The organism is Enterobacter sp. CC120223-11, assembly GCF_900215375.1.
In the GTDB taxonomy this organism is placed as follows: domain Bacteria; phylum Pseudomonadota; class Gammaproteobacteria; order Enterobacterales; family Enterobacteriaceae; genus Scandinavium.
Genome location: NZ_OBEF01000006.1, coordinates 48,122 through 67,740, shown reverse-complemented (window position 1 = coordinate 67,740; position 19,619 = coordinate 48,122). Strand labels below are relative to the sequence as shown.

The 19,619-nt window shown below is 55.6% G+C and carries 22 protein-coding genes; 16 read left to right on the top strand and 6 right to left on the bottom strand.

Features of this window, described 5'->3' with window-relative positions; translation table 11 throughout:
- Positions 1 to 6 precede the first annotated feature (6 nt).
- The 10 genes from fliJ to CRO87_RS08880 all read left to right on the top strand — a co-directional run bounded on the left by fliJ (position 7) and on the right by CRO87_RS08880 (position 8,627).
- A complete protein-coding gene (fliJ, locus tag CRO87_RS08925; RefSeq protein ID WP_097162746.1) occupies positions 7 to 438 on the top strand; it encodes a flagellar export protein FliJ in 432 nt (143 codons plus the stop codon).
- Entirely contained in the window at positions 435 to 1,502 is a 1,068-nt protein-coding gene (locus CRO87_RS08920) for a flagellar hook-length control protein FliK (RefSeq protein WP_097162583.1), read from the top strand. The genes fliJ and CRO87_RS08920 overlap by 4 nt, the downstream gene beginning before the upstream one ends.
- 131 nt (positions 1,503 to 1,633) lie before the next feature.
- Positions 1,634 to 2,149 (top strand): flagellar basal body-associated FliL family protein, encoded by a 516-nt coding sequence (locus CRO87_RS08915; protein WP_097162582.1) that lies wholly within the window; start codon positions 1,634 to 1,636, stop codon positions 2,147 to 2,149.
- 6 nt (positions 2,150 to 2,155) lie between these two features.
- Complete coding sequence (fliM, locus tag CRO87_RS08910; protein WP_097162581.1) at positions 2,156 to 3,142, top strand: flagellar motor switch protein FliM; 987 nt, start codon at positions 2,156 to 2,158, stop codon at positions 3,140 to 3,142.
- A gap of 7 nt (positions 3,143 to 3,149) precedes the next feature.
- Positions 3,150 to 3,533, top strand: a complete 384-nt coding sequence (gene fliN / locus CRO87_RS08905) for a flagellar motor switch protein FliN (protein ID WP_097162580.1) — start codon at positions 3,150 to 3,152, stop codon at positions 3,531 to 3,533.
- Positions 3,533 to 3,910: a flagellar biosynthetic protein FliO gene (fliO, locus tag CRO87_RS08900; protein WP_097162579.1), complete on the top strand. Its 378-nt coding sequence runs from the start codon at positions 3,533 to 3,535 to the stop codon at positions 3,908 to 3,910. Before fliN ends, fliO begins: the two co-directional genes overlap by 1 nt.
- A 2-nt stretch (positions 3,911 to 3,912) precedes the next feature.
- On the top strand, positions 3,913 to 4,659 hold the full coding sequence (gene fliP / locus CRO87_RS08895; RefSeq protein ID WP_097162578.1) for a flagellar type III secretion system pore protein FliP: 747 nt from the start codon (positions 3,913 to 3,915) through the stop codon (positions 4,657 to 4,659).
- Positions 4,660 to 4,669: 10 nt separating this feature from the next.
- Entirely contained in the window at positions 4,670 to 4,939 is a 270-nt protein-coding gene (gene fliQ, locus CRO87_RS08890; RefSeq protein WP_097162577.1) for a flagellar biosynthesis protein FliQ, read from the top strand.
- On the top strand, positions 4,939 to 5,718 hold the full coding sequence (fliR, locus tag CRO87_RS08885) for a flagellar biosynthetic protein FliR (protein WP_097162576.1): 780 nt from the start codon (positions 4,939 to 4,941) through the stop codon (positions 5,716 to 5,718). The genes fliQ and fliR overlap by 1 nt, the downstream gene beginning before the upstream one ends.
- Positions 5,719 to 5,801: 83 nt before the next feature.
- On the top strand, positions 5,802 to 8,627 hold the full coding sequence (locus tag CRO87_RS08880) for an autotransporter outer membrane beta-barrel domain-containing protein (protein WP_097162575.1): 2,826 nt from the start codon (positions 5,802 to 5,804) through the stop codon (positions 8,625 to 8,627).
- Positions 8,628 to 8,645: 18 nt separating this feature from the next.
- Here the strand turns inward: CRO87_RS08880 and CRO87_RS08875 are convergent, their stop codons facing one another.
- Both CRO87_RS08875 and CRO87_RS08870 read right to left on the bottom strand, forming a co-directional pair.
- Entirely contained in the window at positions 8,646 to 9,170 is a 525-nt protein-coding gene (locus CRO87_RS08875) for a hypothetical protein (RefSeq protein ID WP_097162574.1), read from the bottom strand.
- Positions 9,136 to 9,987, bottom strand: a complete 852-nt coding sequence (locus CRO87_RS08870; RefSeq protein WP_097162573.1) for a winged helix-turn-helix domain-containing protein — start codon at positions 9,985 to 9,987, stop codon at positions 9,136 to 9,138. The genes CRO87_RS08875 and CRO87_RS08870 overlap by 35 nt, the downstream gene beginning before the upstream one ends.
- A gap of 657 nt (positions 9,988 to 10,644) precedes the next feature.
- On the opposite strand from CRO87_RS08870, the gene CRO87_RS08865 reads away from it, so the two are divergent.
- Positions 10,645 to 11,133: a DoxX family protein gene (locus tag CRO87_RS08865; protein ID WP_097162572.1), complete on the top strand. Its 489-nt coding sequence runs from the start codon at positions 10,645 to 10,647 to the stop codon at positions 11,131 to 11,133.
- 135 nt (positions 11,134 to 11,268) lie between these two features.
- Positions 11,269 to 12,447: a chemotaxis protein gene (locus CRO87_RS08860; protein ID WP_097162571.1), complete on the top strand. Its 1,179-nt coding sequence runs from the start codon at positions 11,269 to 11,271 to the stop codon at positions 12,445 to 12,447.
- Positions 12,448 to 12,868: 421 nt separating this feature from the next.
- Here the strand turns inward: CRO87_RS08860 and CRO87_RS08850 are convergent, their stop codons facing one another.
- Positions 12,869 to 14,362 carry a flagellin gene (locus CRO87_RS08850; protein ID WP_097162569.1) on the bottom strand — a complete coding sequence of 498 codons (1,494 nt, stop codon included), beginning with the start codon at positions 14,360 to 14,362 and terminating at the stop codon, positions 12,869 to 12,871.
- A 186-nt stretch (positions 14,363 to 14,548) separates the two neighbouring features.
- Between CRO87_RS08850 and fliD the strand changes: the two genes are divergently transcribed.
- The 3 genes from fliD to CRO87_RS08835 are packed head-to-tail and all read left to right on the top strand — an operon-like array spanning position 14,549 to position 16,893.
- Positions 14,549 to 16,132: a flagellar filament capping protein FliD gene (gene fliD, locus CRO87_RS08845; RefSeq protein ID WP_255252497.1), complete on the top strand. Its 1,584-nt coding sequence runs from the start codon at positions 14,549 to 14,551 to the stop codon at positions 16,130 to 16,132.
- Between the two features lie 40 nt (positions 16,133 to 16,172).
- Complete coding sequence (fliS, locus tag CRO87_RS08840) at positions 16,173 to 16,580, top strand: flagellar export chaperone FliS (RefSeq protein ID WP_097162567.1); 408 nt, start codon at positions 16,173 to 16,175, stop codon at positions 16,578 to 16,580.
- A complete protein-coding gene (locus tag CRO87_RS08835; protein WP_097162566.1) occupies positions 16,573 to 16,893 on the top strand; it encodes a flagellar protein FliT in 321 nt (106 codons plus the stop codon). The genes fliS and CRO87_RS08835 overlap by 8 nt, the downstream gene beginning before the upstream one ends.
- 520 nt (positions 16,894 to 17,413) lie before the next feature.
- On the opposite strand, the gene CRO87_RS08830 is transcribed toward CRO87_RS08835, so the two are convergent.
- The 3 genes from CRO87_RS08830 to flgA all read right to left on the bottom strand — a co-directional run bounded on the left by CRO87_RS08830 (position 17,414) and on the right by flgA (position 18,947).
- Positions 17,414 to 17,857 carry a flagella synthesis protein FlgN gene (locus tag CRO87_RS08830; protein WP_097162565.1) on the bottom strand — a complete coding sequence of 148 codons (444 nt, stop codon included), beginning with the start codon at positions 17,855 to 17,857 and terminating at the stop codon, positions 17,414 to 17,416.
- Positions 17,858 to 17,877: 20 nt separating this feature from the next.
- Positions 17,878 to 18,171: a flagellar biosynthesis anti-sigma factor FlgM gene (gene flgM / locus CRO87_RS08825; protein ID WP_097162564.1), complete on the bottom strand. Its 294-nt coding sequence runs from the start codon at positions 18,169 to 18,171 to the stop codon at positions 17,878 to 17,880.
- A 74-nt stretch (positions 18,172 to 18,245) separates the two neighbouring features.
- Positions 18,246 to 18,947, bottom strand: coding sequence for a flagellar basal body P-ring formation chaperone FlgA (flgA, locus tag CRO87_RS08820; protein ID WP_097162563.1), 702 nt, complete (start codon positions 18,945 to 18,947; stop codon positions 18,246 to 18,248).
- 256 nt (positions 18,948 to 19,203) lie between these two features.
- On the opposite strand from flgA, the gene flgB reads away from it, so the two are divergent.
- Positions 19,204 to 19,617 carry a flagellar basal body rod protein FlgB gene (gene flgB, locus CRO87_RS08815; RefSeq protein WP_097162562.1) on the top strand — a complete coding sequence of 138 codons (414 nt, stop codon included), beginning with the start codon at positions 19,204 to 19,206 and terminating at the stop codon, positions 19,615 to 19,617.
- The last annotated feature ends 2 nt before the right edge of the window (positions 19,618 to 19,619 follow it).

The following is a 19,619-nucleotide window of genomic DNA, read 5'->3' as shown; positions in this document are numbered from 1 at the left end:
AACCCAATGACCCTGCTGCGGGATATGGCGGAAGAGAAGCTGACGGAAACCACGCGTCAGCTCGGTAGCGTCCAGCAGTCCCTGCAAAGCGCCGTGACTCAGCATGAACAGCTGCAGCATTACGAGCATGAATATCAGCAGTCGCTGCGTGAAGGCATGCTCAGCAAAGGCATGTCGGTGGCGGACCTGGTCAATCATCAGTCGTTTATTTTGTCGCTCAATCAGGTGGTGAAGCAGCACGAAAACCACGTTGAGGTTTGCGAGCAGGCCGTGGACAGGGCCAAAGCCGGATGGATTGCCGACAAGCAGCGGCTGAATGCCTTCGAAACGCTGATTGTGCGTCGTGAAACGGCGCAGGCGCAGATTGAGAGCCGTCATGAACAGAAGCTGATGGATGAGTTTGCCCAGCGTGCGGGACAACGAAGAGAGAGAGTATGACTATTGATATCACGAAGCTGCTGTTGGGCGGCGCAAAAATGTTGCCCGACGGCGAGTCGCTGCCCGAAGAGGACGGAACGTTCAGCCTGGAGCTGGAAGAGAAACTGGCGGAGATGGGACTGCTTATCCCCGGCCTTGCGGCAGAATTACTGCCTGAAAACAGTGCGGCCTTGCCTGCGTCTGACGAAGCCCTGGCGGCGATTGTCGGAGAAGATGCCGCTTCGGCAGCCCTGTCTGAGAAGAAAGGGGGGCTGGCTGTTCTCCCCGCGCTGACAACGGAAGAGGGCGCGGTTTCCCCCCAATGGCAGCTCCAGCAGCTGATCACCGGGAAAGGGCAGCCAGCGGGCATGAGTGATTTGACTCCTGGCGCGCTGACGCAGACCCAGGGGATTCGCCACCAGGAAGGAAGCGGCGAGATTTTAGTGAAGCCATTGAAAGGGGAAGCGGCACCGAAGACGCTGAGGACAAACGCCGAAGGCGTTGCATCCGCTATGCAGGGCATGCCTGCCGAAGCCATGCAGCCTGATGCCGGTCCTGGCGCAGAGGCAACGCTGCCGGTGAATCTCAGCCCGGTGCTGCCGTCGTCCTCGCGTTCGCCTGCATCGATCGGCTCACAGCCTGCTGTCACGATCCCCCACTCCCTTGACACGCCGGAATGGAAGCAGGCCATAAGCCAGCAGGTGGTGATGATGAGCCGTAATGGCGTGCAGAACGCGGAAATCCGCCTGCATCCGGAGGAGCTCGGTTCGCTGCACATCACCCTGCGTCTGCAGCAGGAGCAGGCGAAAATTCATATCGTCAGCGACCACGCGCTGGTGCGCCAGGTACTGGAGCAGGCGATCCCTCAGCTGCGCACGGCGATGGCGGATTCAGGCATTCAGCTCGGGCAGGCCAACGTCAGCGCCGATAATCCCTTTGCGGATCGGCAGATGAACGGCGAGCACGGCTCCGGCGGACAACATGCCGCTTCACAGAGCGAAGATAACAGCGCGGAAGAAGAAAATGTTCCGGTGGTGTTAACCCCGGTAAAAAATGCTGCCTATGGAATTAACACTTTTGCCTGAAGTGCTGAATAAGCCGCAGGAATGAAATTTCATCCCCTGATTATTTCGCTCATTAAGTGGACTACAATACGCGCCATATTTCAACGAGAGCGCACAGCGTCGCTCTCTTTTATTGACAGAGTTTTAGACCAATGAGCAACAAAAATAAAAAAGCCGCCTCTGGCGGAGGGGCGCGCTCGCTTCTGACCGTCCTGATGTTCTTTATTGCCCTCGCCGCGTGCGGCTTTGCCGGATATATGTTCTGGGAAATGAAAACCGCGCAGCCTGTTGTGGGGGCGGCAGCTCAGAACGCTCCTCCTGCTGTTGCAGCAGCGCCAGCACCGCTCGCTGAGCCACTGTATGTGCTGATGAACACCTTCACCGTCAGCCTTAAGCCGACCGGTAACGAGTCGGACCGCGTGCTTTATGTCGGCCTCTCCGTTCGCCTTGCGGATAATGCGTCAAAATTAACGCTGGAGAAATATTTGCCGGAATACCGAAGCCGTCTTTTTATGCTGCTGACACAGCAAACCTTTGAAAATTTATCGACCGATGACGGCAAGAGCCAGCTGATTGACAACATTCAAGCTGAGCTGAGTAAACCGCTGGCGCATCAACAGTCTATCCGCCCGACGGATATTTTAATTAACGAATTTATTCTGCGGTAATTATTTATGGCTGACAGCTTTTTATCTCAGGACGAAATCGATCGTCTGCTTAATGCCGACAGCGAGAGCAGCGACGAGGGCGCACGCGTTGACTCGGGGATCAAGCCTTACGATCCTCATACCCAGCGTCGGGTGATCCGCGAGCGTCTGCACTCGCTTGAAATCATCAACGAACGCTTTGCCCGCCAGTTTCGCATGGGGCTGTTTAACCTGCTGCGCCGCAGTCCGGATATCACCGCTGGCAACATTAAAATTCAGCCGTACCATGAGTTCGCCCGTAACCTTCCGGTGCCGACTAACCTGAATCTGCTGCATCTGAATCCGCTGCGCGGCACGTCGCTGATGGCGTTTTCGCCAGGGTTGGTGTTTATGGCAGTAGAAAACCTGTTCGGCGGCGATGGTCGCTTCCCGACCAAAGCGGACGGTCGCGAATTTACCCCGACCGAGCAGCGCGTCATTCACCGCATGCTGGGTATGGCGCGGGAAGCGTACGAGTTCGCCTGGAGCACCATTTACAAAATCAAAACGGAATACATCCGCTCTGAAATACAGGTGAAGTTTACCAATATCACCTCGTCGCCCAACGATGTGGTGGTCACCACCCCGTTTTCGGTGGAGATCGGTTCGCACCGCGGGGAATTCAATATCTGTATCCCGTTCAGCACCATTGAGCCGCTGCGCGAGCTGCTGAGCAACCCGCCGATGGACAACTCTCGTCATGAGGATTCGCACTGGCGCGGCATGCTGGCAAGCCAGATGCGCGAAACCGAGCTGGAGCTGGTGGCGCGTTTTGCCGACGTGAGCACGCGGTTGTCCAACGTGATGAGCATGAAGAAGGGGGATGTTATCGCCCTCGACAAGCAGGAGTTTATTGACGCCAGCGTCGGCGGCGTGCCGGTCTTTAAGGCGAAATACGGTTCTGTTAACAATCAATACGCGCTGAAGGTTGAACAGATGATTCAACCGGCGCTGTCCTCTTTTGCAAAGGAGTAATTTCCCCATGAGCGATATGAATACCTCGTCGGGCGCTGAAGATCAGTCCATCGATAACCTCTGGGGCGATGCACTAAGCGAACAACACGCGGCGGGTGCCGCCGATCAGATGGCGATGTCTCCCCTGTCTGACGAAATGAGCCTGATCCTCGACATTCCGGTCAAAATGACCGTCGAGCTGGGGCGCACCAAAATGACCATCAAAGAGCTGCTGCGCCTGAGCCAGGGGTCCGTCGTCTCGCTGGACGGTCTGGCCGGTGAACCGCTGGATATCCTGATCAACGGGTATCTGATTGCCCAGGGTGAAGTGGTGGTGGTGTCCGACAAGTTTGGCATCCGCATCACCGATATCATTACGCCGTCTGAGCGTATGCACCGCCTGAGCCGCTAATGAACGCCGCTGCTTCTCTGAACGCCCCGCTGTCGCAGGAGTCCGTGCTGATGACGGTGGGTGGTACGCTGGCTCTGGTCGTGCTGCTGATGGTGGCGCTGGCCTGGGTTGCCCGGCGCAGCGGCTTTGCCCGCCGTCTGACGAACCCGGACGGTGCCATGAACGTGGTGGCCAGCAGATCGCTGGGCGGGCGCGAACGCCTGCTGCTGGTCGACGTGGGGGAACAGCGGCTGGTGCTTGGCGTGACCGCTACGCAGGTAACCTGTCTTGCCACTCAGGCAAGACCCGAAACGCCAATGCCTGAACCTCAGCCGGCGCCCGCCGCGTTTGGGGCGATGCTGGACACCTTACTTAAGAAACACCGCCAGAGCCGCTAATCATGATTTCCCGAAATACACTCAGAGCCCTGCTGCTGGGCGTCGGCCTGCTGCTGCCTGCCGTTGGCGCGTTTGCGGCCAACAGCGATATCATTCTTGGTCGCCCGATGGGGGAAGAAGGGTGGTCACTGCCGGTACAGACCTTAGTTCTGCTGAGTGGCTTTACCTTTATTCCCGCAGCGCTGCTGATGATGACCGGCTTTACCCGCATCATCATCGTGCTGGGCCTGCTGCGAAACGCGCTGGGCACGCCGACCGCACCGCCGAATCAGGTGGTGGTCGGGCTGGCGCTGTTTTTGACCTTCTACGTGATGTCTCCGGTGTTTAATCAGATTTACGACAAGGCCTGGCTGCCGCTGCAAAACAACGCCATCACCATGGAAACGGCGCTGACAGAGGGCGTGAAGCCGCTCAAGAGCTTTATGCTGGATCAGACCCGGGAGAGCGACCTGGCGATGTTTGCCAAAATCGCCAAATCCGATGCGATTGACGGGCCGGAAGCGGTCCCGCTGAGCATCCTGGTGCCGGCGTTCGTCACCAGCGAGCTGAAAACCGCCTTCCAGATTGGCTTCACCATCTTTATTCCGTTCCTGATTATCGACCTGGTGGTTGCCAGCATTCTGATGGCGCTCGGGATGATGATGGTGCCGCCTACGACGATTGCGCTGCCTTTCAAACTAATGCTGTTCGTGCTGGTGGACGGCTGGCAGCTGCTGATGGGCTCGCTTGCCCAAAGTTTCTACAGTTGAGGAACCGACGATGACTCCCGAAAGCGTGATGGTGCTGGGTATGCAGGCCATCAAAATCGGCCTGATGGTCTCCGGTCCGCTGCTGCTGGTGGCGCTGTTTACCGGTCTTATCGTCAGTATTTTTCAGGCGGCGACCCAGATTAACGAAATGACCATGAGCTTTATCCCCAAAGTGCTGATGATTGTTGGCGTGGCGGTGGCGCTGGGGCCATGGATGATGAACATGTTCATTGAATACACCCGCGCGCTGTTTCTCTCTCTGCCTTACACCATCGGCTAATGGCATTTGGACTTCCCCTCGATCAGCTTTACGGGCTGATCAGCCACTACTTTTTCATCCTGGCCCGCGTGGCAGCGCTGCTGCATGTGGCACCCATTTTTGGCGAGAAAGCAGTGAGCCGCCGCCTGCGTGCCGGACTGGCGCTGATGATTGCTCTGCTGATGGGCGACAGCACCCCCGACGCGCAGATTGGGCTCTACTCCTGGACCGGCCTTTGGGTAGTCGCCAAGCAGGTTGTTATCGGGGCGGCGATGGGGCTGACGCTGCAGTTTATCTTCGCGGCGGTGCGCCTTGCCGGTGAGATTATCGGCATGCAGATGGGCCTCTCGTTTGCGACCTTTTTCGATCCCGGCAGCGGTAACAGCCCGGTTATCTCCCGCTTTCTGAACCTGCTGGTCACGCTGCTGTTTCTCACCTTCAACGGCCATCTCTGGCTGCTGTCGGTACTGGCCGATACCTTTCAGGCGCTGCCGGTCAACGCCGCGCCGCTGCACGCCGGGGGCTTTCTTGCGGTATTCAGCCATGCCGGGCTTATCTTCAGCCAGGGCCTGATGCTCGGATTGCCGATTATCGCGCTGCTGCTGTGCATTAACTTCACGCTCGGGCTGCTGAATCGCCTGACGCCGCAGCTCTCTATCTTCGTGGTGGGCTTTCCGCTGACCCTCAGCGTGGGTATGGTGGCGCTGTTTCTGATCGCACAAACGCTGGCCCCGTTCTTTGAACGCCTGATGGCGACGGGATTTGATGCGATTTCTGCGCTGGTGATGGCCTTCCTGTAACGGACAATCCGCTCCGTTTGTTGCCTGTCTCGCTATTAGCTACTAAATCTTAATGATAAAGAATAAGACATGCAGGTGGCGACATGGCGAAAACTCCCTCTTCCACAAGCTGGATCTTGACCCCCGTTGCGGCTGGCCTCACGTTGGCCTTGCTGAGCCTTCAGCCTGTCAGAGCCGCTTGCGATGATGTAAGCCCCGCCAGCGGCCAGACGGTCACCTGCACGAATACTCTCCCCAATCCACAAACGACTGCGGTGGTTAGCGCCAACGGCGTAACGGGCGTGACGGTCAACAATAATTCGGGCAGCCGGATCGATGTTGCCAGCGGCCCCTCGGTTTCGCTGGGCGATGGCAGCACGGTGACTAACGCCGGGATACTTGCCGATGGCATTCTGTTTCGCAATGGTTCCAGCGTGCTCAACAACAGCGGCATTATCGCCAACGCTTCCGGCACCGCCGTGCAGTTCAACGGCAGCGGCAATAATGCGTTCACCAATAGCGGCACGGTGAGCGGGGCGGTGAACTTTGGTTCCGGCAACGATACTTTCACCATGAACAACGGCCAGATCAACGGCAATATCGATCAGGGCAGCGGGGCGGATCGGACGGTCATTAACAGCGGGGTCGTCAGCGGCACGATTTCGCAAGGGGCGGGCATTGATGATTTCGTGATGACCGGCGGGCGCATCGACGGCCTGGCGCAGGGCGATAACCGCGACACCTTTACCATGACCGGCGGCACCATCACCGGCGCGTTTATCGACGGCGACGTGGCGAGCATGAGCGGCGGCAGCATCGGCCGCGTGGACATGAAGCTTGATAACAATATTTTTGATATGTCCGGTGGGCGGATTGTTGCGAACCTGGTTACCGGGTTTGGCAATGACACCATCACCCTGACCGATGGGACTATTGGCGGTAATATCAGCGTCAGCGGCGGAACGGATATCGTGACAATCCGTGGCGGCACGGTAAACGGTCAAATTCTGATGAGCACCGGCAACGATACCTTCCTGTGGGAAGACGGCGGCGTGCTGCGGGGCGCGGTGCAGATGGCTGCGGACAACGACACCGCCACGCTGCGCAATCTCGATGTCAGTCAGATAGCCACCGTGCCGTCACTGGATGGTGGCACGGGCGTTGACACGCTGACGTTTGATAACGCGCAGGCGGATAATCCTTCGCGGTTCAGCAACTGGGAAACGGTGAATCTGCAGAACGGCTCGACGCTGACGCTGGATACCGCGTTGACGTTGGGCGACAGCGACAGCGAAACGGGGACGCTGACTGTTGATGAGAGCAGCACGCTTTATGGCGGTGAACTTGGTGCTTCAGAAATCACGGCCTATTCCGCCGGACAGGCGGTGACCGTCAACAATAGCGGCACCATCGACCTTACCAACGGCGGCGACAGCCTCAGCGACAGCCTGACCATTCACGGCAATTACGTGGGCAATGACGCGATCCTGAAACTGCAAACCGAACTCGGCGACGACAGTTCACCGACGGATCGCCTGATTATTTCTGGCGGCGAAGCCAGCGGCAGCACGCAAATCCAGCTGACTAACATCAACGGCCAAGGGGCGAATACGACCGGGAATGGTATTGAGCTGGTTTCGGCGATCAACAACGCCACCACGACCTCTTCGGCCTTCTCTCTGCGCGGCGGTTCTGTTTCTGCGGGGGCCTATGAATACGTCCTGTTCCGCGGAGGGGTGACCCAGGGGAGTGAAGACAACTGGTATCTGCGCAACGAGCTGATCGCGCCTCCGGCACCCCCTTCTGAACCGGGTTCGCCGGGTGATCCAGGCACGCCCGGCGAGCCTGGCACGCCGGGTGAACCAGGTCAGCCGGGCACGCCAGGGGAACCGGGGCAGCCGGGCACGCCAGGGGAAACCATTCCCGTGCCGCAGCCCGCGCCGGGCAGCCCGACGCTGCCTGAGGTTTCGCCCGGTGATTCTCCTGTCCCTATTTATCGCCCGGAAACGCCGCTCTACAGCGCTGTCGTGCCCGTGGTGCTGAATATGGGACTGCAAACGGTGAGCACCTTCCACGAGCGTCAGGGCTCGCAGATAGCCCTGACGGAGAACGGCGATTTCCCTGGCACCTGGGGTAGAGTCTGGGGGCTGCATCATGAGCAGAGCTGGTCAGGTGACGCTCATCCCGCGTTTGACGGCAGCCTGAGCGGCGTGCAGGTCGGGCAGGATCTGTGGTCGCATAAGTATGACGACGGCCAGCGTGACCACGCCGGACTGTTTTACAGCTACAGCTACGCCGATGGCGATGTGAACGGGCTGATCCTCGGCTTCGACGGCAGCCGCGCCGGGAAGCTGAAAATGAACGGCAATAGCGTCGGCGGCTACTGGACGCACATGCTGGCCAATAACGCGTATCTGGATGCGGTGGCGATGTACACCTGGCTTGACGGGTCACTGAACTCCATCCGCAACGTCGGGGGCGACAGTAAAGGCAGAATGTTCACCGGTTCGCTGGAGGCCGGTTATCCGTTTGCCCTCAGCGAACGCTGGTCGCTGGAGCCGCAGGCGCAGTTTATCGGTCAGCACGTGTCGATGGACGATATCGACGATGGGATTGCACAAATCCGCTGGGATGACGGCGAGCGCTACACCGGGCGGTTAGGTACGCGTCTGGTGGGTAATTACGACGGTTTCGAACCGTATCTGAAAGTGAACCTGTGGCACGATTTCCAGAACGCGGGCGGGGTGAACATTGGCAGCGATAAAGTCGGTGCGCAGTATGAAAGCACGTCGCTGGAGGTCGGAGCCGGGATGACGGCTAAACTTGCCCATAACGCCTGGCTCAATATCGCCGTGAGTCACACCAACGATATGGACAGTCAGCACCGTGAGGACTATTCCGGTACGCTCGGGGTGCGAGTTAACTGGTGATAGCCCTCACGGCGACGATCAGTTGATACAGGCGACGCGTGGCACGGTTTCTGTTCCTGTCGCCAGCACCTTGCCATCCAGCAGATAGAGGAACGTATTGCTGGTATCACCGTGGCCTATCTGTGGGAACACAAAATCCTTAACGTCCCGGTCAGAACTTTGATCCCCGATGCGACGATGCTGCCCGGTGACCACCATATGCAGCAGGTTGCCGCTAAAGCTACCGTCAAAAGTCACTTCACGCTGTACGGGAATCGGCGGCTCAGGCTCCTTCGTCCCGCCGAAGTGCTCGATGCTACCGATAAACGTCACGCGACCTTCATTAAGTCCCGCCCGATACGTCCGGTAAACACCCCGCGTGAGTACCGCATGGTTGTCATCCTGAATGGCATAAAAGGATATGGGCGCGACGCACTGGGACTTCAGTGGCGTGCTGTATATCGAACGCAGTGCATACGCCCCAAAAGCTGCCACAAATCCACCGATAAACAACAGCGTCAGCGGCGACTTAATAAAAGCGAAAATAGAACGATTCACAGTCATTGTTTGAGCCCTGAAACGGTTGTTGGCAGGCGATTAGCCCCAGATGTTTATTGATGCGCGATGAACCAATGGTGACGTAAAGCACTTTGGCCGGTTTTTCCGTGGGGCGTTTGTCGAGGACGTGTTTTTTATATGTCTCAAGCGTGGCTTCAATCATTGCCTGCTGATTCTGATTCTCTTTTTGCACTCTGACCTCTGCGCCTGCCGGGATCCCCGGTCCGTGCCAGGGCACGAATTCAACGTCTTCTGGCTGAACGATATACAGCGTGTGAACGGTCATGGCGACAGCCAGCCCGGCGATGGCTCCGGCGATGGCGGCAATGACCCGTGGGGCCCATTTGCGGCGACGCTCTTGTACCGGTGCCACGATGACGGGCGCTTCTGGCTCACGGGAAGTGGGTGGCTCAGTTGGCTTGGGCACACTGACCTGTTCGGGCTGAGTAGCCGCGGGGACAGGTGCTGCGGTAGAGAGTGGCGTGTCGTTGGATTCACTCTCTCTGACAATCAGCCGGTAACCGCTGCGGGTCACGGCCAACAGCGTGACGCTGTCCTGAAGGTCGAGGGTATTGAGCGCCCGGCGCAGCTTATTGATCATCACCCGCACGCTATTTTCGGTGACTTCGACGCCGGCGCTGCGCCAGCCGATGTCCATCAGCTGTTCCTGAGAGAGGACTTCTCCTCTCGCCCTGATTAACGCCTCCAGGCACAGACAGGCGGAGGCGGGTAGGGTCACGCTCTCGCCGTCCTGTCGTCGGGTCAGCGTCCGGGTTTGCATATCCAGCGTGGCCGACGATCCAATCGCAATGTTGTTAAGCATAGTTTTCTGATTCTTCTGATTAAAAATTTTTATAATGAGTTGTTGTTGATTTTATTAATCGTGATAACCGTTCCTTATTAACGGTGTGGATAAGAGCCAGCTTTTTATGTCTTACATCGTTTTTTTTCAACCATCGCAAAAGGGGTGTCACAGTACTATTAAGGTTATTAAATTCACCGGGAAAGGTTTTCCCGCATCGCGCTTCTGACATTCTCTTGATTAATAAAGTTAACACCCGCACCCGGGGTTGTACACCTGATGGCACGTTTGCAGCCAGCTACGTCAAAGGTAGAGGGTTGTTTTGTAATAACTATAGACAACGGCTATTGTGCCGGGGATTTAGCGAAAGTTGGTATTCACTTACATTCTCTGGCTGACCTGACGAGCAATTTTCGAACGAAGGTCTGCGGAGTTACGACCTGTTGGGTTATTCGCGGGCCTTTCACGATATTAATATTAATTAATAAATTAACCATTTATTAAATATGGTTATTATCTCGCGGAATGCGCGTCATGAGGTTGCACCGAGGGGTGGAAAAACTATACTTAAGGCAAACTTCTGCCGATTAATTACGTTTTCTGAAGTATGCCCCGCGGTTATTTCCGACGCAGAGCTACGCTTTTAACGCTACGGACGTTGCACCCTAAGGACAGATCATGCTCCCTTTTAAACGCCTGATTCAAACCAACACGGCTATTACCACCTTTCCACTGATGCTGGCGCGCGTTGCGCTGGGGCTGTTTTTCTTCGCCTCCGGATTTAACAAGCTGTTTGTACCCGAAAACCAGATGCTGATGCTGGAAACGCTGACCGATGCCGGGATCCCCTTCCCGGCGATAATGGCGGTGTTCGTGTCGGCCTGCGAATGCATGCTGGGCCTGACAATGGCGCTGGGGCTGCTGACCCGCCTGAGCGCGCTGGTGCTGTTTATTATCAGTACCGTGGCGCTGCTGACGGTAGGCATTCACACCATTCCTGGCGGGCAGAATCTGCTCACCAGGTACAGCTGGCTGCTCTACCTGCCGGAGCCGCTGTATATGCTTATCTGCCTGATGCTCATGATCGAGGGCGGGGTTCGTTTTAGCCTGGACGGCTGGCTGATAAAGCGTGGTCTCAATGCGCGGAAAATCGTTTTTGTCCACTGAGGTATCGTGTCGCAAAAGTGCGCGCTTATTGGCGGTTCAAGCCGCGCATTTCCCGTCAGTTTCTCCTTCCCGACATAATAAAATACCCCTGTAGAGGCAGCACCGTGCTGCCGTGTATTCACAGGTATTTGTTCAATGATCCTCACAGTTATCCTTGTCTTTGTTTTTATCGGGCTGTTGATCGCCATCCAGTATGGCGTGATGCCGCGCGTGATCAAATCGGAGGGCGTGCGGCTTCGCTCTCAGGTGGATGCGCTGGCCGTCCAGCTGCGTGAACAGCTTGACCGCGTTGAGGCGCAGCAGCGTTCAATGACCGAAAGCGTGGTGACGCTGAAAAGTTACGCACTGGAGAGAGTCGCTCCGGGTCAGGGGGAATTTCCGGAAGAGACCAGCCTCCCTCGTCATTTTTTCAATGCGCTGGTCAAGGAGATGGGTGAACGCCTCGGCGGCCGCGTGTGGCTGGTCGATGGGACCGGCGGCGTGGTGGGTGAGGCATCCGGCATTGCCACACCCGGCGAGCTTGAACTGCCGATGGCGGTACCGCTGCGCGGGCTGCTGGCCCAGGCCGGTGAGGGATTGCGCCAGACGCGGTTTCGCTCCGCGAGCGGGGAGCATACGCTGATTGTGCAGCCCATTCCTGAAAGTAGCTGGCTGGTGGCTATCGACATGCCATCACGCCGTCTGGCCGAAAGCTCCGGCGGGATCCTGCACAAGCCGTGGCCGGTGGCGACGCTGCTGCTGGTTTCGACCCTGACGCTATTGCGCAGTCTCAATCAGCATTTGACCCGCATGAATGAAGAGTTGCCCACGCTGCTGAAAAGTGAAGTGGAGAGCCTGCGCGAGCAGGGCGCGCAGCTGCCGTCGTTGGTCAAAGAAATGGGCGAGCATATTGCCGTGATTGCTCGGGCTGCCACAGACGTTGCGCAGAAAAATGAACGGCTGCTCTGCGCCCCGGAACAGAACGCTAATCGCATCGCAATGCTTGCTGAAAGCGTAATTAACGTGGCGCAGGCTATGCAGGTGTTGCAACAGGCGGCCCAGCAAACAGCCGACAGTGCGGGCGCACTGGTGCAGCTTGCGAGCCGCGCCTACAGCTATTCGCTGCACGATGAAGAGGGCGTTTTTGCCGTGAGTTCACGTGAGATGGCTCAACGCTGCGCCCGCTCTTCACGGGAGCTGCGCGCCCTGATAAGCGATCCTGTCATGCAGGTGCAGAGCCAATCCCCGTCGGTCGCGCAGAACGATAGCGTGTTGATTGAAGAAGTGTATACGGTGGCGAATGCGCTGTTGCAAAAGGCGGGAGTCTCCGCCTAAGCAGAGTTAATTGCTACGACACGCATCGTCAGGTTCATTGGTGAACCGGGCGGTGCGTTTTTTTATGCCTGTCTGAACATCCCCTTCTGTAGCGGTTATCAACAACAAGTTTTGGCTTTGCTTTATCGCCTTTGAATGCAGGGCTCCCGGAGCAGGCAGGACCTTTTTATCAGGTCTTTTCTTTCGCCTTTCCGGTATGTCATCAACGCCGCCTTCTTTGAAGGCGGCGTTTTTACATCTCCAGCCTGACAACAGCTGCCCGGTGGCGCTGCGCTTACCGGGCCTACATGAGATTACCGCCTGGCTGTCGACCATCATGTTACGGATACAAAAAAGCCCTCCAGAGGAGGGCAAAGAACCGCGCCTGACACGCGGTCTGATAGTGAGGTGGTAAAACGTATTGTTATAAATAACTGCGGGATTAACGCAGCAGGGACAGCACGTTCTGTGGAACCTGGTTGGCCTGACCCAGTACGGACACACCTGCCTGCTGCAGAATGTTAGCACGGCTCATGGCAGACACTTCCACGGAGAAGTCGGCGTCCTGGATACGGGAGCGCGCTTCGGTGGTGTTGATGATGTTGGTGTTCAGGTTGGCGATGATGGAACTCAGGCGGTTCTGTGCTGCACCGAAGTCAGCACGGAAGTCGGTGATGGTGCCCATGGCCTCATCGAGTTTGCCCAGCAGGCCATCGATAATCGCACCGCCGCCGCCAGCTGCTGCTTTTGCGAACGCGTAACCATCGCGAGCATCAGGATCGGCAATTGAAGCTGGGGTGATATCACCTGTGTTATCCACCTGGAATGATTTCACGGTGCCATTGTTGTCTACGGCATAGTAGGTGTTGGCATCACCACCAGTGAAGACCTGGATTCCGGAGGTTGCGGCGTCCTGGGTAAAGATGGCCTGGGAAATCGCATCCAGTTTGTCGGCAAGTTTAGCAGTGGTAGCAGCGCCGGTATTGTCATTCAGAAGATCGTCAGCTTTGACTTCAGCAGGAGCGAAGGTACTCGGGCCATTAACCAGAATATCCGCATCCAGGGCTGAAAGCTGAGTGCCTTTAACTGGGGTAAAGGTCAGTTCGGCAGCGGTATCATCAATAGCGCCGGGGTCGATTTCAAACACTTTATCTTTTTCGGTACCATCAGTCAGCTTCGCATAGATTTTGGTGTCTGCGCCGGTACCCGTTGTGTAGACTTCCAGCTTCGACTTATCAGTTTGGGAGCTATCAATCGCTTTAGCAATTTTAGTAAGCTCAGCATCAGTCGCTTTCCAGGACTTGGCGCTGGCGTGATCGATGTCGAGTGTACCAGTACCATCCAGCGCAAGGGCAGTCCCTTTCTCAACGGTCGGATCTTCAATCGCCGCAGTGATCTTGGCAAATTCATCGTCAAACTTGTCCAGGCCCAGCTCTGTCAGGCTCAGCTCTTTGAGGCTGATCTCAATGGTATCTCCCTCTTTATCGCCAATCTGCAGGGTGATTTTGTCATTGGTGCCGTTGAAGACTTCCACGCCGTTGAATTGGGTGTTTTTGGCGACGCGCTCAATTTCGTCCAGACGGGTTTTGATCTCTTTCGAGATGGACTTACGGTCATCTTCAGAGTTGGTGCCGTTTTTTGCCTGAACGGTCAGCTCGCGGATGCGCTGCATGTTTTCGGTGACTTCTTCCAGTGCGCCTTCGCTGGTCTGCGCCAGAGAGATACCGTCGTTAGCGTTACGCGCCGCCTGGGTCATGCCGCGCACGGAGGCGGTGAAGCGGTTGGTGATGGCCAGACCCGCAGCGTCATCTTTGGCGCTGTTAATTCGCAGGCCGGAAGAGAGGCGCTGGATAGCGGTACCCAGCTGAGTCTGGGATTTGTTCAGGTTATTTTGAGCCATCAGACTCAGTGCGTTGGTATTAATGACCTGGGCCATGTCAATGTCCTTTTAATGTGTGAAAACAAACGTGAGATATATGCGTTAGTTGTTGCGCATACTTCTTTCATCGGTGCTATGTGAAAAGACTAAAAGATTTTTTGTGTTTTTTTTAACTCGCAGAATTGCGCACATTTGTTTGCGTAATTCTTTTTATTGATCCTGGCAATAGCCTGATAAACGCTAATGCCTGCTTTATTCAGTGTTTTTGATTGTTGTCCCTCGGATAAAAAATTAAACTTTCTCCTTAATATCCCGATGAAAAGAGAGAATCAGGAAAATTTAATAACGGAGTATGTAATGGCAATATCAGGATTTATGAATATTGGCTCGGGACTGCCTCTTGAAGAACTGCTGGCCAAAGAGCGTCAGGGCCTGACGCAGCGTTTAAACCCTTATTTACAGAAGCAAAACAGTTATAAAGGGCAAATATCGGCGTGGGGATCGCTTTCCAGTTCATTAAGTTCGCTGAAAACTAACCTGGAAAAATTGCAGGATGAAGGTTTTAACGGCGTTAGCGTCGGCACCAATAAAGCGTTTCAAGCCACGGCGGGTTCAGGGGCAATCCCAAACAGTTATCAGATAGCCGTTGAAAAATTGGCATCGGCGCATCAGATACAGTCTAAGGAGCAGGATTCCCGGACGAATCTGTTAGGCAGCTCTGCCGACAGCCGAACCCTGACTATTGATGTCGGTGACAGCGGCAAACCGCTGACGGTTGAGTTGAAAAAAGACGAAACGTCCCTCGATCAGATTGCTAAAAAAATTAACGCCCAGAACGGCGACGTGATTGCTGAGGTTGTGTCGCTCGGCGAAGACAAGTTCAAGCTGATGCTGACGTCAAAAAAAACCGGCGAAGCGGGGGAGATGGCGGTGACAACGACCGATCCCACTCTCGACAGCGCGCTGGGTTTGCATGATAAAACCGCTCCCCAGAATGCCATCGTCCATTTGAATGGCGATCGCGTTGAGCGCAGTTCGAACACCATTAGCGATCTGATCACCGGTGTGACGCTTGAGCTGCGTGAGATATCCGAAAAGGATCCGGACGATCCGGCCAAATTTAAACCCGAAACCCTGGCCGTGACGGCGGACACATCTAAAGTGAAGTCGCTGATTGAAGAGTTTGTCAAAAACTACAACAGCTACCTCAGCACGGCGACGAAAGCGACAAAATATACGGCACCGGATCGCAACTCGCTGGGTGAGGGAGAAGTTCCAACGGCAGCTGCGGACAATGGCGCGCTATTAAGCGACGGTACGCTGCGCCGTCTTACCAGTCAGCTGAAATCGACTGTGACCGGCGACTACACATCGACTAACGATGTATTCCAGACCCTTGGGAAGCTTGGAATTACCGTTAAGTTTGAAGAGGTGAAAGAGGGAGAGCAAAGAACTGGCGCGCTAGGTACGCTCTCTATCGATAATAAAAAGCTCGATGAAGCGTTGAAAAGCAATCCAAAGGAAGTGGAGGCGCTGTTCCTTGGCAGGGATGGTCAGGAAGGGCTGAAAGGCCGGATGGAAGGGCTCTTCGATACCTACCTTGGTGATAAAGATGCTTTACCGAAGAAAGAGGGGGCAATTGAAACTGCGCTTGCCTCTCTGCGCGAGAAAGACTCTCGTAACGCTAAACAGATATCGGCTGTTGAGCGGCGGATTGAAGAGACATTGAAGGTCAGGGAAAAAGAGTATCAGCGTCTTGATGCAGCGATGAATCAGATGAACAGCATGAGCCAGCAGCTGCAGTCGGCGCTGGCCGGATTGGTCTAACACATTCCGGGCAGCCGCGCTGCCCGGCAGGACAGAAAAGATGTACACCAGAACGGGCAGTAATGCCTACACCGCCGGTAGCCTTGAGAGTCAGGTTGCCGGGGCCACGCCGCATCAGCTGATTGTGATGCTGTTTGACGGCGCGATTAACGCCATGCGCCGGGCGGAAATCTATTTCCAGCAGGGTAATATTGCGCGCCGTGGCGAGATGATCTCGCGCGCGATTAACATTATCGACAATGGCCTGCGTACCGGGCTTAATCATGAAATTGGCGGCAAGATTACCGAAGATCTGGAACGTTTGTACGAATACGTGTCGCGCAAGCTGCTGGAAGCGAATCTTAATAAGTCTGGCGCCGATCTGCCGCATTTGATCTCGCTGATGGTCGATCTCAGCGAGACATGGAAAGCCATCGATCCACAAAATAAGCAGGTGAGTCATGGATAATCAGCTTATCGCTGTCATGGATAGCCTGTTATTAAGTAGCAACAATCTGCTGAAGCTGGCGGATGAGGAAGCGTGGGAAAATTTCAACGACGGAATAGAGAACTATCTGTTAGCCATGCAAAGTCTTATCGACATGAATATTTCCGGGCTTGAGGGAAGTATTCGCCTGCAGGTGGCGAAGAAGATCGAAACGTTGATGCTGAACGATGGGATTATCATGCAGCGCATCCGCGCGCGCCAGGCCGAGCTGAGCAAAGAGATGGCCGGTATGCGTAAGTCCAACGTCTCCGCGCAGGCTTACCGGACGGTGTGACGGTTTTCTCTATGTGATTTTCGGTTTCGCCAGTTCCCCCTCACCCCAACCCTCTCCCTCAGGGAGAGGGGGCTAAAAAAAAAACGCTTTTGCACCTGACCTTCCGGGAAAAGGCTGGAAGATGTTCACTCTGTGATTTTCGGTTTCGCCAGTTCCCCCTCACCCCAACCCTCTCCCTCAAGGGAGAGGGGGCTATAAAACCACGCTTCTGCACCTGACCTTCCGGGTAAAGGCTGGAAGGTGTTCGCTCTGTGATTTTCGGTTTCGCCAGTTCCCCCTCACCCCAACCCTCTCCCTCAGGGAGAGGGGGCTAAAAAACCACGCTTTTCACCTGACCTTCCGGGAAAAGGCTGGAAGGTGTCCGCTCTGTGATTTTCGGTTTCGCCAGTTCCCCTTCACCCCAGCCCAGTTAAAAATCCCCTCACTTCTGTTTTCACTCTCTTCAGAATCCATCCGGCCGAAGGCAAAAAAAAAGCCCACCGTAAAGGTGGGCAAAAGAACATGAGGCAACTGACTCTATTTAGATACTGATGTTGTACTTGCGCCCGGACGGCGCGGTACTCGATTCCCCTGCTGGCCCGTACAGGGCACCATGATGGCCGACCTGGTTGACGACCTTCTGGATCTGCTGGTTGCGCTGCATATGCTGATTGAGCAGCGTCTCCACCTTCAGATTGAGCTCCCGGGTGCTGCGCACCTTTTCGCTCACCTGCTGCCAGCAGGCAAAAAGCTTGCTCTGCTGTGTGTAGGGCGCGGCGGCCTTTTCAGCCTGCTCTTCCTGGCGGCGCATCTCGTCGTAATACTGGATGGTCGACAGCAGCTGGCTTTTGTTGTCCGTCAGCACCTGGAGCGACACCGGATTGATCTGCGGGCGGCTCAGCTGATTGACTTCCTCAATCATGATGGCCTCCAGTTCGTCCAGCGACGTTTTCATTTGCGCCAGTATCGGGTACAGCTTATCCATAAGGGGAAAATGTCCTGCAGTTAGTGGAACTGAAACATATCCTGCACCAGCGCACCGGCGATTTTTTCCGGATCGAGGGGCAGCTCGCCGGCTTCGAGCGCGGCGCGGATCTCAGCCACGCGGGCGAAGTCCACATCGCGGCTGTCATCGCTCTGAATGCGTTTTGTGAGGGCACTCAGGGTCACCTCAGTTTTATTCTGTGGCTCGTTCACGGCAGGGTTGGTGTTCTCCTGCGGGGCCGTGCGGGTACGCATCTCCTGGTTAGAGGCCAGGGCGGTTACCGGTGTGGTCGGTTTGGTGCTGTCAATACTCATCTGTATCCTCGCCAGTTATCAGGTCACGCAACTGCGTATACTGTTCTCATCGGAGCTTTGCGAAATAACTAAAATTATTGTTGGAAAAAAATCTCCACCTGGCCGTCATGGGCGACTTTTCCGCTGAGGGTTTGCCCGTTGGCGGTCTGAACTTTCAGCATGTCGTTCACCGCGGCGTTATTCAGCGCTTTGCCCTGGCCGCGAATACGGAAGCCATTGCCCACCGTAATCAAATCCACCTGTTGTCCGGCGTGTAGCCGCCACTGCTGGCGCAGCTGGTTTTGCAGCAGCGGCTTACCCGCGCTGATGGCACGCGTCAGGCGCTGGCCGATAATCTCATCAGGGTTAAAGATCACCCCGGCAGGCAGGTTATCCAGGCTACCGCTTTGCGGTTCGATATCGCTGCGCTGCACAATAGCGCCGCCCGGCAGGCTCTGGCTGGCGACCCACCAGGTGCCCGTGGCGTGAATCAGCACCGGTAGAAAATGTTTGCGGTTACCGCAGCGGGCGATGACCGTGCGCTTACCCGTCAGCCTGCTGTCGTTGCCCGCGACGGTGAGCGTCGGGTTGTCGCACACGGCTGAAACCTGTTTCGGCGTGGCCAGCAGTTCGGGGGTGCGGACCACATCGCTACCCCGGAAAGTGGGCTGGTCAAACAGCGCATCCAGTTTTACCTGCAGCCGCTGCTCTGCCGACGGGGCAGCAGGCACGCTGGCAAACAGCGGGGCAGAACAGGTAAGCAGAATTGCCGTTGTTCTGAAAAAAAAAGTGATCATCTTGTTGCCTGGTTAATTAAAGCGTAAAGTCGTTCTTCGTTTGGTGTGATTAAATTATATACGCAGCGCCCTGAGTTTTATTCCGCAAAATGCCGACACTTTTGTCATTAATTAAAGTTATTAACCTCCATTCTGTTTTATATATTTTCTGATCCTCCTAAATAGGCTTATTTTTGTCAGGTCTTTGCAGTGTGATATTTCACCAGCGCTGACTACACTATCGCAGTTTAAATAAGCGTGGCAGGAGCCCATTTTTATGATTAATAAACTTGATGATGCGTTTAGCTTTCAGCAGCAGGCGCTGAGCCTGCTCACGCGACGTCAGGACGTGCTGGCGTCAAATATTGCCAATGCGGATACGCCAGGCTATCTGGCGCGTGATATTGATTTCTCTCAGCAGTTAAAAAACGCTACGGATAATTCATCAATGGCGAAACAATCCGTTTCTCTATCATTAACCTCAAATAAACATATTGAGGGTAAAGCAAGGCCGCTTGATGACGGTCAATTACTTTATCGGGTACCCGATCAGCCGAGCGCCGACGGTAATACCGTAGACATGGACCGCGAGAGGGTGAATTTCGCCGATAACTCGATGAAGTATCAGTCCGGGCTGACCTTCCTCGGTGCGGATATTAAGAAAATGATGACGGTGTTAAGCCAGGGGTAATT

Bases quoted from the DNA above. Each gene is read 5' to 3' on its own strand.
- flgM (WP_097162564.1), bottom strand. From the start codon at position 18,171: ATGAGTATTGACAGCACCAAACCGACCACACCGGTAACCGCCCTGGCC.
- CRO87_RS08860 (WP_097162571.1), top strand. From the start codon at position 11,269: ATGATCCTCACAGTTATCCTTGTCTTTGTTTTTATCGGGCTGTTGATC.
- fliJ (WP_097162746.1), top strand. From the start codon at position 7: ATGACCCTGCTGCGGGATATGGCGGAAGAGAAGCTGACGGAAACCACG.
- CRO87_RS08875 (WP_097162574.1), bottom strand. From the start codon at position 9,170: ATGACTGTGAATCGTTCTATTTTCGCTTTTATTAAGTCGCCGCTGACG.
- fliQ (WP_097162577.1), top strand. From the start codon at position 4,670: ATGACTCCCGAAAGCGTGATGGTGCTGGGTATGCAGGCCATCAAAATC.
- fliR (WP_097162576.1), top strand. From the start codon at position 4,939: ATGGCATTTGGACTTCCCCTCGATCAGCTTTACGGGCTGATCAGCCAC.
- fliM (WP_097162581.1), top strand. From the start codon at position 2,156: ATGGCTGACAGCTTTTTATCTCAGGACGAAATCGATCGTCTGCTTAAT.
- CRO87_RS08915 (WP_097162582.1), top strand. From the start codon at position 1,634: ATGAGCAACAAAAATAAAAAAGCCGCCTCTGGCGGAGGGGCGCGCTCG.
- CRO87_RS08835 (WP_097162566.1), top strand. From the start codon at position 16,573: ATGGATAATCAGCTTATCGCTGTCATGGATAGCCTGTTATTAAGTAGC.
- fliN (WP_097162580.1), top strand. From the start codon at position 3,150: ATGAGCGATATGAATACCTCGTCGGGCGCTGAAGATCAGTCCATCGAT.
- fliD (WP_255252497.1), top strand. From the start codon at position 14,549: ATGCCTGCTTTATTCAGTGTTTTTGATTGTTGTCCCTCGGATAAAAAA.
- CRO87_RS08870 (WP_097162573.1), bottom strand. From the start codon at position 9,987: ATGCTTAACAACATTGCGATTGGATCGTCGGCCACGCTGGATATGCAA.
- fliS (WP_097162567.1), top strand. From the start codon at position 16,173: ATGTACACCAGAACGGGCAGTAATGCCTACACCGCCGGTAGCCTTGAG.
- fliP (WP_097162578.1), top strand. From the start codon at position 3,913: ATGATTTCCCGAAATACACTCAGAGCCCTGCTGCTGGGCGTCGGCCTG.
- CRO87_RS08865 (WP_097162572.1), top strand. From the start codon at position 10,645: ATGCTCCCTTTTAAACGCCTGATTCAAACCAACACGGCTATTACCACC.
- CRO87_RS08830 (WP_097162565.1), bottom strand. From the start codon at position 17,857: ATGGATAAGCTGTACCCGATACTGGCGCAAATGAAAACGTCGCTGGAC.
- flgB (WP_097162562.1), top strand. From the start codon at position 19,204: ATGATTAATAAACTTGATGATGCGTTTAGCTTTCAGCAGCAGGCGCTG.
- fliO (WP_097162579.1), top strand. From the start codon at position 3,533: ATGAACGCCGCTGCTTCTCTGAACGCCCCGCTGTCGCAGGAGTCCGTG.
- CRO87_RS08920 (WP_097162583.1), top strand. From the start codon at position 435: ATGACTATTGATATCACGAAGCTGCTGTTGGGCGGCGCAAAAATGTTG.
- CRO87_RS08880 (WP_097162575.1), top strand. From the start codon at position 5,802: ATGGCGAAAACTCCCTCTTCCACAAGCTGGATCTTGACCCCCGTTGCG.
- CRO87_RS08850 (WP_097162569.1), bottom strand. From the start codon at position 14,362: ATGGCCCAGGTCATTAATACCAACGCACTGAGTCTGATGGCTCAAAAT.
- flgA (WP_097162563.1), bottom strand. From the start codon at position 18,947: ATGATCACTTTTTTTTTCAGAACAACGGCAATTCTGCTTACCTGTTCT.